The sequence below is a fragment of the Chryseobacterium vrystaatense genome, from assembly GCF_000737765.1.
Lineage (GTDB): Bacteria > Bacteroidota > Bacteroidia > Flavobacteriales > Weeksellaceae > Chryseobacterium > Chryseobacterium vrystaatense.
This window is the reverse complement of record NZ_JPRI01000001.1, coordinates 913,283-931,521: the sequence shown is the minus strand read 5'-3', so window position 1 is coordinate 931,521 and position 18,239 is coordinate 913,283. Positions and strand designations below refer to the sequence as shown.

The 18,239-nt window shown below is 36.1% G+C and carries 15 protein-coding genes and 1 tRNA gene; 11 read left to right on the top strand and 5 right to left on the bottom strand.

The features are described 5' to 3' along the window. Positions 1–14: 14 nt before the first annotated feature. Both IW16_RS04310 and IW16_RS25595 read right to left on the bottom strand, forming a co-directional pair. Positions 15–1,241, bottom strand: coding sequence for a beta propeller repeat protein (locus IW16_RS04310; protein ID WP_073170631.1), 1,227 nt, complete (start codon positions 1,239–1,241; stop codon positions 15–17). Further along, the gene (locus tag IW16_RS25595) at positions 1,238–1,936 is read right to left on the bottom strand and encodes a class I SAM-dependent methyltransferase (protein ID WP_051889907.1); all 699 of its coding nucleotides are present in this window, start codon (positions 1,934–1,936) and stop codon (positions 1,238–1,240) included. Before IW16_RS25595 ends, IW16_RS04310 begins: the two co-directional genes overlap by 4 nt. Before the next feature lie 247 nt (positions 1,937–2,183). Here IW16_RS25595 and IW16_RS04300 point away from each other — a divergent pair, with 247 nt between their 5' ends. From IW16_RS04300 to IW16_RS04290, 3 genes are all read left to right on the top strand, one after another. Continuing rightward, a complete protein-coding gene (locus IW16_RS04300; protein WP_034740007.1) occupies positions 2,184–2,903 on the top strand; it encodes an AAA family ATPase in 720 nt (239 codons plus the stop codon). Between the two features lie 137 nt (positions 2,904–3,040). Beyond that, a tRNA-Asn gene (locus IW16_RS04295) sits at positions 3,041–3,114 on the top strand. An 834-nt stretch (positions 3,115–3,948) separates the two neighbouring features. After that, a complete protein-coding gene (locus IW16_RS04290; RefSeq protein WP_228376903.1) occupies positions 3,949–6,477 on the top strand; it encodes a DUF5686 family protein in 2,529 nt (842 codons plus the stop codon). Positions 6,478–6,873: 396 nt separating this feature from the next. On the opposite strand, the gene IW16_RS26525 is transcribed toward IW16_RS04290, so the two are convergent. From IW16_RS26525 to rplU, 3 genes are all read right to left on the bottom strand, one after another. Beyond that, positions 6,874–7,041 (bottom strand): bacteriocin-like protein, encoded by a 168-nt coding sequence (locus IW16_RS26525; RefSeq protein ID WP_165571954.1) that lies wholly within the window; start codon positions 7,039–7,041, stop codon positions 6,874–6,876. A gap of 198 nt (positions 7,042–7,239) precedes the next feature. After that, the gene (gene rpmA, locus IW16_RS04285; protein ID WP_034740002.1) at positions 7,240–7,497 is read right to left on the bottom strand and encodes a 50S ribosomal protein L27; all 258 of its coding nucleotides are present in this window, start codon (positions 7,495–7,497) and stop codon (positions 7,240–7,242) included. A 12-nt stretch (positions 7,498–7,509) separates the two neighbouring features. Continuing rightward, entirely contained in the window at positions 7,510–8,085 is a 576-nt protein-coding gene (gene rplU, locus IW16_RS26030; protein ID WP_073170636.1) for a 50S ribosomal protein L21, read from the bottom strand. A 184-nt stretch (positions 8,086–8,269) separates the two neighbouring features. Between rplU and IW16_RS04275 the strand changes: the two genes are divergently transcribed. From IW16_RS04275 to IW16_RS04240, 8 genes are all read left to right on the top strand, one after another. Then, complete coding sequence (locus IW16_RS04275) at positions 8,270–9,157, top strand: neutral zinc metallopeptidase (RefSeq protein WP_034739999.1); 888 nt, start codon at positions 8,270–8,272, stop codon at positions 9,155–9,157. Positions 9,158–9,271: 114 nt separating this feature from the next. Further along, positions 9,272–10,360 (top strand): acyltransferase family protein, encoded by a 1,089-nt coding sequence (locus IW16_RS04270; protein WP_034739997.1) that lies wholly within the window; start codon positions 9,272–9,274, stop codon positions 10,358–10,360. 75 nt (positions 10,361–10,435) lie between these two features. Then, entirely contained in the window at positions 10,436–11,014 is a 579-nt protein-coding gene (miaE, locus tag IW16_RS04265) for a tRNA-(ms[2]io[6]A)-hydroxylase (protein WP_034739995.1), read from the top strand. Between the two features lie 23 nt (positions 11,015–11,037). After that, entirely contained in the window at positions 11,038–11,655 is a 618-nt protein-coding gene (locus IW16_RS04260; RefSeq protein WP_034726837.1) for a DUF502 domain-containing protein, read from the top strand. A 94-nt stretch (positions 11,656–11,749) separates the two neighbouring features. Next, positions 11,750–13,126, top strand: a complete 1,377-nt coding sequence (locus IW16_RS04255; protein WP_034739993.1) for a tryptophanase — start codon at positions 11,750–11,752, stop codon at positions 13,124–13,126. Positions 13,127–13,367: 241 nt separating this feature from the next. After that, positions 13,368–14,447: an FAD-dependent monooxygenase gene (locus IW16_RS04250; protein ID WP_034739991.1), complete on the top strand. Its 1,080-nt coding sequence runs from the start codon at positions 13,368–13,370 to the stop codon at positions 14,445–14,447. 6 nt (positions 14,448–14,453) lie between these two features. Further along, entirely contained in the window at positions 14,454–15,611 is a 1,158-nt protein-coding gene (locus IW16_RS04245) for a pyridoxal phosphate-dependent aminotransferase (protein WP_034739989.1), read from the top strand. A 162-nt stretch (positions 15,612–15,773) separates the two neighbouring features. Beyond that, complete coding sequence (locus IW16_RS04240; RefSeq protein ID WP_034739986.1) at positions 15,774–18,218, top strand: TonB-dependent receptor plug domain-containing protein; 2,445 nt, start codon at positions 15,774–15,776, stop codon at positions 18,216–18,218. Positions 18,219–18,239 lie beyond the last annotated feature (21 nt).

Here is an 18,239-nt window from a genome sequence, read left to right as displayed (position 1 = left end):
GGCTTGGGATTAATCTATGACATCTTATCCAATGAATACATTTTATATGTTTTGAATTGATCTGAAAATAAATCTTCTATTAATACATAGAAACAATCCTCTCCCGAATTGCTAACTATGCTCATTTTAATCATAGACCCATCATACTCTAAAAACTTATACCAAGTTTTACCAAAATCACGAGAATACATAAGCAGACTCCTATTTGGACTTACGTGATTATATAGGCTTCCCCAAACCATTCCATTTCTTAAGTAAAGCATCCTGAACACGGCTGACTTTCTATATGGATCCGGAATCATCGCAGAACTAAACTTTTTAAAATTTGCGGTAGACACAATGAAATTGGTACCCATATAATAGTCGGTACCTAAAATTATATTCTTCTTTGTTTCAACCAAGCTTGTATATCCGCCTTTTTGGATATGAAACTTATTTAATCTAAACCACCCCTTTTCCTTACTTTTTCCTTGTAATATGTAATTATTTGAATTATTTATCCAAATCCCTTTTTTATTATCTCCTTCAGTAAGAACCAAATATTTCAAACTTTTAATCCATTTTACGATGTGAATATGCTTATTTATTTTATTTTTAAGAAAATCACTTTTTTTCCATGATTCTCCAGCATCATAAGATATATAAATATATCCTACAAAGATCCATTTCCTATCCTTCTTAACATTGGCATATTCGCCAATTAATATTTCGTTATTTTCGGTCTCAGTTATTGTTTCAAATAAAAATCTACTTTGGTCTGAAGAAAAAGCTAACACTTTTTTAAATGTAAAACCAGAATCAGTAGATTTAAATACTATTCCACCACAACAGACAAAAACACTTCCCCGGCTATCAATAAAAATACCTTCAATATTATTATCAAAATCAAAGCGTTGTACTATATTCCCTACACCATCTTTAAAAAATAATTTAGAAGGATTACTAATCATCGAACCAAATATTCCGCTATTTTTGTCAAAATATACAAGACTAAAATCGTCTGAGCTTTCACAAAAATTAGGATGTAAAATAAGACATACCTCATTAAAACTTTTATTGAATAATAAGCTTGGTTTTTCATTTACAAATTGAACCTGTTTGATGTTTTTTTTAAAAAAAAACCATGAAAACTCCCAAATTAAAAATGAAAGAAGCTCCTCTGATTTATTTGATTTTACTATATCATTTACAAAAGGTAAAAAATTCAGAAAATTTATTTTTGAATATTTTTTTGTTATCATTTTTTACCAATAATTAACACCAACCATGAAACACGCCTTACAAAACTAACCTTCATCAACACTTGGTCCACCCTTTTTAATAGTGGCTTAATCATCTTAAAACCGGACACATACAATAACGGTCCAAAAAAATGATACGTTTTGACTGTATTCAAATGAAAAAATTTATTCATACTACTTATTTCATTTAAACTTAAATGATTCCATGGATACGACTGATAATTAAATTTTTTCATCTTTAAATATGCTCTTCCAATTCTTGTAATGGGGTTGTTTTTCAAGTTTTCAATAAAAATCACACAACCGCCTTCTCGCAAAATTCTTTTACATTCTAAAAAAAATGAATCATGATCTATATACTGCAGAACACTACTAGAAAATATTACATCAAACGAATTATCCGGAAAAGAAAGTATACCATCGTAACAATTACTTAAAAAATTAATATTTTGAAATTTTATTTTTGCCTGACTAATTCGTTCCTCATCCATATCTATACCAGTTACATTAAAACCACATTGATGAAAAACTTGGGATAATTCACCATACCCACATCCAAAATCTAAAACATCTTGATAGTTTTCTTTATTATGCTCTAAAAAATTTGAAATATCATGAACAAATGGTGACAGATAGTATAGTTTATATTCATCATCTATGAATTCATAGAATTTTTTATTAAAAGGATATTTCATGAAAAATTGAATTAAGAATACAAATATCGAAAAATTTAGATATTAATAATAGTGTAACATCGTTATTTTCCAATCATATAACACTTTTCTGCAATTTTCTAGTATAAAACTCGTACTAAAATAATCTAGATGCCTATAAATTATATGAATCCAGGTAGAGAGAATATTTTTATTCAAATATTGATCTTTTTTGATTGTAATATATTTGGCGTGATAAAAATTAAATACATTTAATAAAATAAACATTATGCCTTATTTATCCCGCATTTATCTAAAAGATAACCATCCTACAGACTACCCCTTCAATCTTCCTTTTCTAAGCAAAGGTTTAGATCTGAAACTCAAAAGCAATGTTACTTTTTTGGTTGGTGAGAATGGAATTGGCAAATCAACGTTGTTGGAAGCTATCGCAGAAAAGTGCGATTTCAATGTTTCGGGAGGCAGCCGAAATCATAACTATAATTTTCACAAAACCGAATCTGAACTATCCGAATACCTCACTCTTTCCTGGACTACTAAAACAGGTCAGGGATTTTTCATGAGAGCGGAGAGTTTTTTTAATTTCGCAACCTATATCGACGAAGTGGCCAAGGAAGATGCAAGAGTACTGGATGCGTACGGCGGGAAATCTCTGCGCCAACAGTCGCATGGTGAAGCTTTCCTTTCGTTATTCCATAATCATTTCCAGAATGGCCTTTATATACTTGATGAGCCAGAATCTGCGCTTTCCCCACAGAGACAGCTTTCACTGTTATCCATTATTCATAAATTAGAAAAAGCAGGAAAAGCCCAATTCATTATTTCTACGCACTCACCGATTCTCATGTGTTATCCGGGCGCAGAAATTTATTTACTGGACGATCAAATTCAACGGACTCACTATAAAGAAACAGAGCATTATCAGCTAACAAAGAATTTTTTAGAATCTCCCGAGCACTATTTCCGGCATTTATTTGAAGATTATTAGAGTTAAATAAAAAAACTATTGAAATATTTCTTACTGAAAGTCAACATTTTTCATCAAAAACCACTGTAAATTGGGGATAAAATTTGCCTGATATTAATATTCCTTTTATATTTGCAGCACCTTAAACAGAGGAAAATTCCTCCTTAGCTCAGTTGGTTAGAGCATCTGACTGTTAATCAGAGGGTCGCTGGTTCGAGCCCAGCAGGAGGAGCAAAAAGACTTACAGAAATGTAGGTCTTTTTTTATGCTTAATCCTCAACATCATCCTTTAAACTTATCCGAAAAAGAGAGCAGACGAAAAGCAGAAATCTATACAATATGTATAGAAAATTTTCATCCTGGTCCTTCTATGATTATTAAATGAAGTGACTTTAAGAAAACAAGCCAGACAGGTTTGCTCTTTGTTATTAAGGAGTGTATTTACTAAGCAGATTTACAGTTTCAATCTTCGCAAGCATACAGCACTTTACAGAGCATATTCAATTTATAAACTGAAATCACTATTGATACCAAGGTGAAAATCCACATTATCCACAAAAAATCAGAAATTACCAGCTATATCTTTCATTTTATAAGATCATTAAAAATACAGATCAATTTTATAGTTTGTGGAAAAAACTGTATAAAAGTAATAAAAAACTAAAAATCAATTAGATAAATTTGTTAGTAACCTGTGGAAAAGCAATTAATAAAATGTTGGCATATCATGGAAAAGATCTGATAAAATTGTAAAAAACCTGTTAATAACGTATTAAAAACCCCTTGATAAACTATCAACAACGGATTTACAAGTGTGGAAAATTTGTGAATAACAAAAATTCTATCTTAAAACACATGCTTAGTTATCATTCTTCAGATTAGGATTAGATACTATTTATTTTAGTCTGAAAATCATCATGCCCAAGTGATTAATTATCACAATCTTTTACTGATATTTTCGTTACATTTGTAGTTTTGTGATTTTTCTCAAAAAACGTTAAAAAAATATGCTCTTTTTTAAATAAACAGCACGCTTTTTGTTTGTGCTAATTGCCTGAAGAACCAAATGATGTTAAATAACAACTCTAAATATTACAACCTTTTTTTTCTGCTTTTTGTATCCTGTCTCACGTATGCCCAAAACACAGCAAATGGCAGAATCATCGACGCAAAAACCAATAAAGAAATTTCCGGTGTAGATATATTTATCAATGACCAAACTGAACCATTGTTGAAAACTTCTTTGGGAAGTTTCACCGTTCAGTCTGACAGCATTATCTATAAGCTAAAATTCTCCAAGAAGAATTATTCAACCGAAACCATTACGATTACTCCTGAAACAGCTGAGAATATCTTCGTGAAACTTTCACAGGAAAAAGTGAGCACCATCGATGAAATTGTTATCCATAACGAGAAGCCCAAATACAAAAACAAGAAAGAAAACCCTGCCTATGCTATTATGCAGGAAGTATGGAAAAGAAAAAGAAATAACGGTTTAGAAAAATTCGACACTTACACTTATAAAGAATATGAAAAGATCCAGTTTGATGCTAACAATCTGGACAGTGCTTTTATGAGTAAAAAGATCTTTAACAAGCTAGATTTTATCTTTGACTATGCGGATTCAACAGCCAGCGGAAAGATAGGACTTCCTATTTTCCTCAACGAATCCATCTATGAAAATTACGGAGAAAACAAGCCTTCTAAAAAGATAAAAAGATTACTGGTCGCACAGAAAACATCTGGATTCCAGGATAATCAGGTCATTACTATCACAGCAAAAAACCTGTATCGGGATATTAATATCTATGATAACACGCTTAATTATTTTGACATAGGATTTCCCAGCCCAGTCGGTTCAACCGGATTCAGCACGTATGATTATAACTTAACGGACACGATCTCTATTCACGGGGAAAATGCTTATAAAATAAGATACCAACCCAAACGTAAAGATGTTTTAGCCTTCCAGGGCTATCTCTATATAGACACAGACAGCTATGCGGTTTTGGGGGCGACCTTAAAATCCACACAAAAGATCAATGTCAACTTTATCAACAGTATTTCCACAGAGCTTGAATATGATAATCCCGACGAGAATACATTCCTTCCTAAAAAATTTATTACAGAAATAGAACTTACCCCTTTCGCAAAGAAAAGAACTTCTAAAAGCATCATAGCTAAGCGAACCGTGGACTACTCTAAATATGAGTTCAACAAACCTCTCGATGATAAATTATTTACACGAAGAGAAGAGGAATACGACGACAAGTTTGTCGACAAAGATGATGCTTACTGGGTACAGGCGAGACCGGATTCACTTTCTAAATCGGAACAAGGCGTCTATGAGATGCTTGAAAAGCTCCAGCAGACCCCAAAATTCAATCGTATCGTTAAACTTTACGAGACATTAGCATCAGGCTATTATAATGCCTTTAAAGGCATTGATATCGGACCCATTTTTTCAATTTACGGGAAGAATGAAGTGGAAGGCGACAGAATAAGACTTGGAGCAAGAACTTACTTTGGACAGAATGATCCCTGGAGAGTCCAGTTTTATACAGCATATGGATTCAAGGATCAAAAGGTTAAATATGGAGCCGAAGCTCGTTATATGTTCAACAGAGTCAACAGATTTATGATCGGAGCCGGAACCAAGCGTGATATAGAGCAACTTGGTGTACAACTTACCACCGATGACGGAATTATGGCCAGAACTTTTGCCTCTTCAACTCTTTTTGCAAGAGGAGAAAATGCATCTTTAAGTTCAATTAATAAAACGAATATTTTTGCCTCTATTGAGCCGTGGAAAAATTTCCAGGTAAGGGTAGACGGAACATTACAAAGTATAAAATCAGCTAATCCCGATAAATTCAGTCTGATGTATTATCAGAATGGTGATTTACGAAAAACTCTCAACGATTCACATGTTACCTTGAGCCTAATCGCAAGACCCGGAGCCAAGTTCTCCCAAACCGGAGTAGACCGCTATGAACACGGGACACTGGCGCCAACGATCATCCTAAAATATACAAGAGGAATTGAAGGTCTTTTTAATGGAGACTTCAACTACAACAGGCTTCAGTTTATGTTTTATAAACCGGTACTGATCGGAAGCTGGGGTAAAACACTGGTAAGTTTTGAGGCAGGAAAAACATTTGACACTGTTCCTTTGGCGCTTCAGAATGTTGTTCCGGGAAACCAATCTTATAGCCTGGCACAGAACACCTTTGCACAGCTTAATTATTATGAATTTGTGGCAGACACCTATACAACTCTTCACCTTGAACATCATTTTAACGGAAAAATACTTTCTTTCATTCCTTTGATCAAAAAATTAAAGCTTCGAGAGATTGCATTCATCAGAAGTGCTTACGGAACATTAAGCGATGCTTCTAAAGCCATCAATGTAGATGGATTTAAATATTCTGCTCCGAGCGAACAAATCTATTTTGAATATGGGTTCGGAATTGAAAATATCGGAATTGGAAATCTTAGGATTTTCAGGGTCGATTTTAACTGGAGAGGAAATTATCTCGACAGACCGGACATTTCAACATTTGGTATAAAGGCAGGATTCCAGGTAGGATTTTAAGTCAGGTATAAATATATTATTGATGGGGCGGCTTCTTCGAAGCCGCCCCATCAGTTTTTTCAGTCCTGATACAATTGATTTTTAATGGAATAATTCTTTAAAAACCCATTATATCAACTATTTCACCTAAAATGAATCACAATTACAGCCCTCTGTTGTATGTAAACAATACATTTTCTGCCAGAGACTCCATCCACACCATGCTGAACAGTCATAAGCTATGGCAGGACATCTTTCTTCACCCCCATTAATCATTTTCAAATTCTTGTTTGTTAATTTTTTCAAATTTTTCATAGTATTTTGTTTTAATTTAAGATCTCTCAAAAGCTTGTCAGCCTTTATATATGAAAAAACCTCAGCTTATGCCAAGGTTCTTTTTCAATAACTTTATTTATGTTAACATCCGCAAGGCTCTGCATCCATAATCATATTTAAACATCTAAGTCTTTGTTGTGCCGTCCATGAGCACCATTCCCCACAAGTCGTTGCAGGAGTTGAACACAACATAGCTCCTCCTTCAATTGTTCTTAAATCTTTCTTTGTTAGTTTTCTTAAATTTTTCATAGTAATTTGTTTTAATTTGTCTGCCTACTCTATATGCTTTTCGGCTACCGCAAATGATTTGTTATTTGATCTTTAACAAATATATAAATATTTCACAATACTTGGAATATTAACGAAAATATTTTCGCGTTTGACGAGTATAGACATAAAAAAAACCTCAGCTAATGCCGAGGTTTAAATTTTTATAAAACGCTTAAATTATGCGTTTGCTTCTACAGATACGAAAGATCTGTTGTTTGCTTTCTTTCTGAAAACTACTTTACCGTCTACTAATGCAAACAAAGTATGGTCTTTACCCATTCCCACGTTTTCACCTGGGTGGTGTTGCGTACCTCTCTGTCTGATAATAATATTTCCGGCAATAGCATCTTGTCCACCGAAAATCTTCACACCTAATCTCTTAGAGTGAGACTCTCTACCGTTCTTGGAACTACCGACTCCTTTCTTGTGTGCCATTTTATTACTGGATTATTTGTTAAGTGCTTTAAATTGATCTATATTCTTAACGATAGCAGCATCTACTTCTTCGTGAGTAAGAATTTTCTTTTCTAATTCAACTTTAACTGCTTTTCCTAAAGTAATTAAAGTTTCTCTGTTTTCTTTAGACTGAGACAAGTTGTTTTTCTTCAAGTGATAGTTCAGCTCGTGATCTTCACCAAAGTTAACAGTTGCGTTGTCTGAAAGAACTTCAGCTTTCACAGTTTCTTTTTTAACAGCTTTCTTAGAACCTCCTTCAAAACCAGTGATACCAGTAATTTGAATTTGAGTTAAAGATTGTCTGTGACCGTTCTTAACTTGGTAACCTTTTCTTCTTTTCTTTTTGAAAACGATTACTTTATCAGCTTTTACATGGTCTAGGATCTCTGCATCTACAGTGATTCCGCTTACAGCTGGGGCGCCAACAGTGATTGAACCGTTTACAGTAAGAAGAATTTTATCAAAAGAAACTTTGTCTCCTTTTTCTCCTTTTAAACGGTTTACAAACAACTTCTGGTCTTGCTCAACTTTATATTGAAGCCCTGCTATTTCTACAATTGCAAACATTGTTTATAAATTTTTAGTTATTTCGAGGTGCAAATATATGAATAAATTTCTAAATAGCTTACAATCAGTTCTGTATTTTTTATATAAAAATTCATTTCACTATGCTTTGAATAATTTTTTCAATTAAAGTGCTCATAGTTAAGAGATAATTTTATACCTTCGTTATCACCAAAAAATATTTTATATGAAAAGAAACTTCAAATTCTGCCTTCTGGCAGGAGCCATTGCCGCTTTCTCACTGTCAGCGTGCCGTGATGACAAAATGGAGGAATCTGTTCTTCCTGACTCACAATCTGAAAGCGCCAAGCTTGACCAACCCGGAGAACTCGAAAAAAGTTGCTCCTATGTAGACCAGAACTGGAGTTCTTCCGCAGTTCTTAAAACTACCCTTTCAAATTCTACAGACACTAATTTCATGAATGCCCAAATGACTAAGATTGCAAGTCTTTGGGGAAGAAGCAACCCGACGCTTCGTTTTGTAGATGATCCTTCGAATTTCAATTCTACGTACAATGCGATCTCCTATTCTACCGGAAAGATTTATTACGGTTATGCAATTTATGCTGATGCCAAAAATAAAGGCGGAGACATTGTCAATGCCATGATTCTCGCTCATGAATATGGCCACCAGCTACAGTACATCTTCAATCTTCCTTCTGTTAATGAATCTACAGCAAGACCAAACGAACTGGAAGCAGACGGCTTTGCAGGATATTATTTAAGAAGACCGAACGGATACAACAAAACGAATTTTGCAGAAATTGCAGCCGCCTATGAGTTTGCACAGAGTATCGGAGATTACCAGACCAACAGCTCCAACCACCACGGAACTCCACCACAAAGAAGATCCGCCGTGCGTTTAGGATTTCTTTTGGGACAGTATGATCTTAACGCATCCAATTTCGACTATAATTTTTTCTATTATTATCAGGGTGTATTAAACGGCACTTACAAAATGGGCAAAAACTCCGCAAATCCGGAGATCGATGCTTACATGAGCCAATACATGGACGAACTTAGAAAAATCCAGACCGGAGAAATTTCTGCTGAAGAATTTAAGCAACTTAAGTAAACATTCATTTTAGCATATTTAACAGAGAAGGCAGGACAGCAATGTCCTGTCTCTTTTCATTTTTATGAATAAATATCCCAAAGTTTATTTACTTTTGAACCATATCCTATAACAATGAACAGAGATCTCTACATTGATTTTGCCAAGGGAATGGCAACCCTTTCTATTATCTTCATTCATACCGCATTCTGGTCTGGACAGTTTTATATTCCCGCAGAGGTCAGGGTATTTTCTCTGGTATTTGATGTGGCCCTTTTTTATGCCTTAAGCGGAATTACTTCAGGATCAAACATAGAAAAAACATTCTACAGATTACTAAAACTTCAGATCACCTACATGATCTTTGTGACTTTCCTGTTCTTTATGGATTACTTTTTCAAGGTGTTTGGATTAACATTCTTCTCCCTGGAATGGCTTCAGAGTTTCTATTCAACTTTTGGGTCAAAATATGCAGCGACCAGCGTATCGGATATTCCACAATGGCAGAATCTTGGAAACTGGTATCTTCACCAATATACCAATGCGGATACTTTCCCTGTAGTTATGGGAAGTTTCTGGTATCTGAAAGTATATTTCATTCTTGCCGTTTTCGGAGTATTAATCTTAAGATTTTTCCCAAAACATGTCAACTGGTTCATCGGGATCTGTCTCGTTTTGACATTATTATTCAATATTTTCCCGGAGTACTATCCTGCAGGTCAGGTTGGTTATGTTGCTTTTTATCTCGCCATCTTTTTAATAGCCAACAGAATGCGTGGCAAAAAGATTTCTGCCAAAATGATTCCTGTCTTATACGCAATCGTTGCAGCAGCCTTGATCTGGATGTTCTGGTATTATGGAAATGAGATATTTTATAAGATCAATAAAAACAAATTCCCACCAAAAGTTCCCTACATCATTTGGTCCCTGTTCTCCCTCACCACGTTATTCGTCCTTTACAACAGGTTAAAGATCACAAAAGAAAATTTCGTGACCCACATCGGAAAGAATGCCATCTTTTTTTATTTTGCGCAGGGAATAAGTTCTTCGCTGGTTTATTTTATTGTCGTTGCTTTAAAGGAAAATATACCGTGGTGGATACTGATGATTATAATTTATATCCTTAATATCATTCTTGCTTTCATTATTTCCGCAGGATTAAAAAAAGTGGACGACTTAGGTTGGAAAATTCTGGAACTTTTAAGACAAAAAACGGCATCTTAACACTTTAGCAGTCAATTTGGAATAAAATAATTTTTATTCCCGCAATTTATTTTAATTTTACAAAAAATTCAAAACATGTTTAAGTTGAAACTTCCTACCGATCCAAGGTGGGCAAATATTGCAGAAGGAAACATAGGAGAAATTTTAACGGATCATGCGTGGTGCGAGCAGAAGGCCACAACAAATGCCATCAGTTTAATCAATATGCTCCCAGAACATCCGGAAATTGTAACAGAACTTATTGCCATTGCGCAGGAAGAGCTCGATCATTTTAGCCAGGTTCATGAAATTATCAAAAAAAGAGGATTTGTTTTCGGGAAAGCCAGAAAAGATGATTACGTAAACGAATTAGCTAAATTTGTTGTTCAGGGAAGCAGAGAGGATTTGATTGTTGATAAATTACTTTTCGCTGCCATGATTGAAGCAAGAAGCTGTGAAAGATTCAAAGTTCTTACCGAAAACATTAAAGATGAAGAGCTTAAAACTTTTTATAAAGAACTGATGATTTCGGAAGCCAACCATTATACGACGTTTATTGGTTTCGCACGACAGTTGGGTGATATCGAAAAGGTAAACAAACGTTGGGAAGAATGGCTGGAGTATGAAGCAAAAATCATTCAGTCTTACGGAAACAAAGAAACAATTCACGGCTAAAATAAAAAAGTAAATAACCCACGTTGAAAAAACCGACCTTCGAAAATATTGCCAATTTTTTCCTGAAAAATTTCTTTCAGGGACTGGTTATTATTGGTCCTATCGGACTTACCATTTTTGTGATCTGGTATATCGTCAGTGCCATTGACAATATCATTCCATCCGTCGCAAAGGAAATTCCGGGGCTGGTTTTCGTTTCAACAATCCTGATGACTGCGATCCTGGGATATCTGGGAAATAAATTCGTAGTGGGGAGGTTCTTTTTTGACACCATGGACAGCCTTCTGGAGAAAACTCCGGGGGTAAAACATATCTATACTCCTACAAAAGATGTCATGTCCTCATTTGTAGGAGACAAAAAGAAATTCAACGATCCCGTCTGGGTAAAGACCAACGAAAATCCGGAAATCTGGAGAATTGGTTTTCTAACCCAAAAAGAGATGTCGGACGTTGACAAGCACAATTACGTTGCGGTATATCTGCCCCATTCCTATGCTATTTCAGGATGGGTAATTGTTACTGAAGAAAAAAACATCAAACCTGTAGTGGGAATGACTGCGGCTTCTGCCATGAAGTTTGCCGTAAGCGGCGGTGTTGCCGGGTTCCATTCTGACGATAATATATTTAAAGCTCCGGAATAAATTCTTTTGTTCCTTTTTAAATATACATTGATGAATTTGAAATTATTTTCAAACAAATTTTCTTTACAAACAATCCAATAAAATATTTTAACGCATGAAATTACCGTACGCGGAACCATTCCGTATCAAAATGGTGGAGGAAATCCATCAGTCTACAAAAGAAGAAAGAGAGCAGTGGCTTAAAGCAGCTAATTATAACCTTTTCAATCTAAAATCATCTCAGGTTTACATTGACCTTCTTACCGATTCAGGAACAGGAGCAATGTCTGACAGACAGTGGGGTGCATTGATGACAGGCGATGAAAGCTATGCAGGATCACGCTCTTTTGAACAGCTTCAGAATACCGTTGAAAAAATCACCGGTTTTAAATATTTATTACCTACCCACCAGGGAAGAGCTGCTGAAAACGTTCTTTTCTCTGTTTTGGTAAAAGAAGGCAATGTAGTTCCCGGAAACTCTCATTTCGACACTACAAAAGGGCATATCGAATTCAGAAAAGCACACGCTGTCGACTGTACTATTGATGAAGCTTTTGACATCAATGATCTGCATCCGTTTAAAGGAAATCTAAATCTAGAAAAACTTGAGGAAATCTACAAAAGCCATCCTAAAGAAAACATTCCTTTCTGCCTGATCACGATCACTTGTAATTCTTCGGGGGGCCAACCTGTTTCTTTAGAGAATATGAAAGCGGTAAAAGAGCTTTCTGACCGATATGGAATTCCTGTTTTCTTTGATTCAGCGAGGTTTGCAGAGAATGCGTATTTCATCAAAAAAAGAGAAAAAGGACAGGAAAACAGAAGCATTAAAGAGATCTGTAAAGAAATCTTCTCCTACGGAGACGGAATGACGATGAGCTCTAAGAAAGATGGTTTGGTAAACATCGGAGGTTTTATTGCTTTAAACAGTGAAGACATTTTCAGGAAAGCATCCAACTTTACAATCATCTATGAAGGTTTCATTACGTATGGAGGAATGGCCGGAAGAGATATGGCTGCTCTGGCAGTAGGCCTGGACGAGGCTACAGAATTTGCTTATCTTGAAAGCAGAATTTCACAGGTAGAATATCTTGGAAACAAACTTATTGAATATGGAATTCCGGTTCAGAAACCCATTGGAGGACATGCCGTTTTCATCGATTCTCTAAACTTCCTTCCCAAAGTTTCCAGAGCAGAATATCCTGCACAAACTTTAGGACTTGAGATCTACAAGGAAGCCGGAATCAGAACGGTAGAGATCGGTACATTACTTGCTGACAGAGATCCTGAAACAAGAGAAAACCGTTATCCGAAGCTGGAACTGGTACGTTTGGCTATTCCTAGAAGAACCTATACCAACAACCATATGGATTATATCGCTGCTGCAATCAAAAATGTTTATGAAAGACGCGAGGATATTTCCACAGGATATAAAATTACCTGGGAACCAGATCTACTGAGACACTTTACAGTACAGCTTGAAGAAGCATAAATATAAACCGGGATTTATTTCCCGGTTTTTTTTATTTCTTTTTTAAAACAAAACAGACTCATCCGGTTTATTGAAAATATATCACCCCAGAGACCCTATATGTCATGCATAAACAATTATAACTCAGAATCGTCTATTTTTTTTTAATTATGACTGTTTTTAATTTACATTTGCATTTATCTTAAAAAACAGTTTACAAGACGTAAACCTAAACACTAACTGAAAAAATCCATTATTCCGAATGAACAACATTGCTGTCGTGGGCGCCGGCATCTCCGGCTTAAGCATAGCGAATTACTTAGAAAAACACCAATTGGATTACCACATTTACGAGAGAAGAAAAAAGGATGATCTTACAGGCCATGGTTTTCTCCTTCCAAAAGAAGGAATTGAATATCTTTCGCAAATCGTTGATCCGTCTGTGCTTTTCAAACACGGTAACTTTTTAAAAAAATACATCCGGTATTCGCACAGGGGTGAAAGGCTCGCAGAAAAAGACCTTAATGATGTTTTTGTCATTTCGAGAAGTTCTTTGATCAATATTCTGGCTCGGAATATTCCATCTGAAAAGATTTCATATGAAGAAACAGTTACTCCCTGTACAGTTCAAAAAGGAAAACTGAGAAAGAAGGACGGAACCTATATAAATTCTAACTTAGCCATTGTTTCAGACGGCTCTAAAAGCCGTATCAGAAGAGAAATTTTTAAGGACGAGAATATGAGAACCGTACAGGAAAATGAAATCGTCAACATCATCAAATGTAAAGATATTGCAGCTAGTTTGGAAAATAATTTCATGAAGTATCATCATGAAGATGGCGGTCTGACGTTTGGAATCCTTAAACTTTCTGAAGAGACGGTTTTGTGGTATTCCCAGCTGGACAACAAAAAATACAACATCAGCGATGAATATTCCGTAGACGGGTTGAAAAAGTATATGTTTGATATCTTTAGTGATTGGGACCCTATGGTTTCTTCCATCGTCAAGGGATCAAATTATGATCACGTCCATCTATGGAAAGTGTATGAGCTGGAAAAACTCAATCCTTTTCACAAAGACAATATTGTTTTCATAGGAGATGCAGCCCATCCTCTCATTCCTTTTACAAGCCAGGGGGTAACCTCTGCATTAAAGGATTCCTTTACCCTTACCAAGTATTTAACATCAGAAAAAAACATTTCTGATGCTTTCAGAAAATACGAAACTGAAAGAAAACCGGAAATAGAAACCCATATCAGAAACGGAAGGATCCTGCTGGATGAATTTCTTAAACCTCTTGATCAGCAGTCAGAAAATATTTTACCCATATCATATAAATAAAAGACAATGTTCAGCAATAACGACATCAATTTTGAAGCCTTAAAAAGAAAAGCCTATAATGGAAGATGGGCAGCCATAGAAGAAGGAATTATTCCCCTTACCGCAGCCGACCCTGACTTTAGAACAGCACCGGAAATCGAACAGGGAATTATTGAATACATCAAAGACGGCTACCTCAGCTATGGTCCTTTCTCCGGGCTTCCTGAGTTCAAGAAAAATGTTGCAGAACATTTTAACACTGACAAGCATGGCAGCTTTACGCCTGACAATATCCTAGCGATCAACAGTGCTGCCCAGGGAATGTTCCTGATCGCCTCCTATGTTTTAAAACCAGGAGACGAGGCCATTATTCTGGATCCAGTGGATTTTCTATTCAAAAGGTCTGTAGAAGCTGTAGGTGGAACCGTCAGATTATGCCCCGTAGACCATACAACAGGTGACATTGATTTTGAAAAACTGGTACAGCTTATCAATCCGAAAACCAAACTGATCAGCATCTGTAATCCCCACAACCCACTTGGAAAAGTATATTCCAAAGAAGTGCTGAAAAAGATCGCCGAAATTGCTTCCGCTCAAGACCTGTGGGTGATGAGTGATGAAATATGGAGTGATATCATTTATGACAACAAAGAGTTCCACACCTACTCATCTGTTTCCGAGGAGGCAAAGAAAAAAAGCTTTACGGTGTATGGGTTTTCAAAATCCTTTGGAATTGCAGGCTTAAGAATCGGAGCTGTATTATGCAATGATCAGGACGTCCTTGACGACTTTATCGAAAAATCAAACTTTAATTCAACTATTGAAGGAGTCTCCACTTTGTCACAGATTGCCGGAAGTGTAGCTTTGGAAAGAGCAAAGCCATGGTATAAAGAATTTCTGAACCATTTACAGAGTAACAGAGATTTCGCTTTTAATATTCTGAGTCGTTCGGAAATTTTAAGTCCTAATTTACCTGAAGCAACCTTTGTATTATTTCCTAAAATCAAAAATGGTTTGACCAGTGATGAATTTACCCAACACGTATTGAAGCATGGTAAAGTGGCTGTTGTTCCCGGTTCTGAACGATGGTTTGGAAAGGGTGCAGAAGGCCATATCAGAATTTGTTTTTCTACCTCTCAGGAAATTTTAGAGGAAGGTCTAGATCGAATCATTAAAAGTTTTTAGGGTTAAAAAAATTCATTGTTTTTAGCCAAACCATTAATATTATTCTAAAATTAGAGAGAAACAAAGTTTATTTAAAGAATTCACACACAATAGTATATTTTCACATTGATTTGATGATAAAATTCAATATTTTTGAAACAATCACCAAATCCAATATGGAATATGAAAATAATATACACAAGTGTTCTTTTTTTAGGGACGGTATCGATGTTTTATTCACAAAATACAAATGATACGATTTCCAAAGAATCAAAAATAGAAGAGGTATCTGTTACCGGAAGCCGGAACAAAAAAAGAACTGTGACCAATACCCCTGTTCCCGTTGATATCATTGATATTAAACAGGTAAGTCAGTCGACGGGACAGGTAGAAGTCAACCAGCTTCTTCAGTTCAGCGCGCCTTCGTTTAATTCCAACAAACAGTCGGGTTCAGATGGAGCTGACGCAGTAGATCCTGCTACACTTCGTGGACTTGGACCGGATCAGACTCTCCTTTTATTAAATGGAAAGAGATATCATCAGTCCTCACTGATCAATCTTTTCGGGACAAAAGGGAGAGGAAACACGGGATCTGATATGAACACGATCCCGATCGGGGCTATCAAAAGAATTGAAGTTCTCCGCGACGGGGCTTCAGCTCAATATGGTTCAGATGCTATCGCGGGGGTTATCAATGTTATTCTCAATGACCGGAACCAGGGGTTTGAGGGGAATGCCTTTTACGGAATGAATCTTTTTAAAAGTCCGGGAAACAAAGATGTAGTATCAGAACATAAAATAGACGGAACCACTTTCGATTTCAGCGGAAACCTGGGAACTAAAATAGGCAATAACGGAGGTTTTGGAAATTTCACTGTTGAATTTATCAATAAAGAACGTACGATACGAAATGCCAATCCGGACAGATACACCACTTCCCGGGAAAAATTCGGAGATGCAAAATCCCAGAATTTCTATTTCTTCGGGAATATAGAGCTCCCCTTATCTTATGGTTTGAAGTTCTATTCCCGTCAGGGGTTTTCTCAGAGAAAGACCAATGCTTATGCCTGGACAAGAACAGCAGATGCAGACGGAAACATTCCCGAAGTATATCCTAACGGATTTAACCCTATCGAGGATACAAGCATCACAGATTTCACTTTTGACAATGGACTTAAATTTAAAGTTGCGGACTGGGATGTCGATTTTTATAATGCATTTGGAAGCAATAGATTTACCTACCAGATAGACAATACCATTAATGCGACATTAGGAATAAAATCACCCACAAGCTTTAATGCCGGAGGACACTCTCTTCTGCAGAATACGACTGGGTTTAATGCTGCTAAACAGTTTGGTGTGCTTCACGGTCTTAATATCGCTTTCGGATCTGAATTCAGGTATGAACAGTTTGAAATCATTAAAGGGGAAGAAGCTTCTTATGCGATGTACGACATCAACGGAAATATTGTTACCCCCAATACTCCTCAGGCATTATTGGTAACCAACCCTCTTTCAGGTACAACTCCACTCAGTATCAGACCAGGAGGTTCACAAGGTTTTCCGGGATACTCACAGGAAATCAATAAAAACAGAAATAATTTTGCAGCTTATGTAGATACCGAACTTGATATTACTAAAAACTGGATGATCAGCGTTGCAGGAAGATTTGAAAATTACAGTGATTTCGGAAGTACTTTAAATGGTAAATTCGCAACGCGCTATGCTTTTACTCCTCAATTTGCGTTCAGAGGCTCTGTGTCTACAGGTTTCAGAGCTCCTTCCCTGGCACAAAAATATTACAGTCTTCAGTTTACAAATTTCCAGGGCGGAGATCTTGTCACCATCCAACTTGCCTCCAATGACAGTGATCTTGCAAAGGCAGTAGGAATCCCACAGCTAAAACAGGAAACCTCAGTCAACGGAAGTGCAGGGTTTACTTTTAATACAGGAAAATTTACGGCCACTGTAGATGGATATTATATTAAAGTCAAAGACAGAATTGTACTGACCGGTAACTTTAATCAGAACGACGACGCAATAGGCCCAATTCTCGCAGAAAATCACATTGACCAGGCTCAGTTTTTTACCAATGCGATGGATACCAGAACAAAAGGAGTGGATATTATTGTAAGCTACACTGAAAATCTTGGCAACGGAAAGCTTTCTGCCACCCTAGCCGGGAATTACAATGAAATGGAAATTACCAAAATAAACACTTCAGAAAAACTGCAGGGAAAGGAAAATGTCTATTTAAGTCCAAGAGAGCGTGCCTTCATCCTGGCCTCTGCTCCAAAGACAAAGGTGAATCTTAATTTAAATTATAAGATCAGTAAATTCAATGCCAATGTACAGTTGGTAAGATTCGATAAAGTAAAACTAATAGGCTATAATGGAGCAGATGATTACCAGCTTTATGGAGCAAAAGTAACTACTGATATTTCTTTTGGCTATGAGTTCTCCAAGAACCTCAACTTTACTATAGGAAGCAAGAACTTGTTCAACCGTTATCCTACTCTTCAGACAGCACATGTAGATGGAAATACAGAATCCGGTGGAATTTTTGATCCGGTACAAATGGGATTTGCAGGAAGACAGGCTTTTGCAAGACTTAATTTTAAGTTTTAAAAGTGATTCATCATAGAAAAG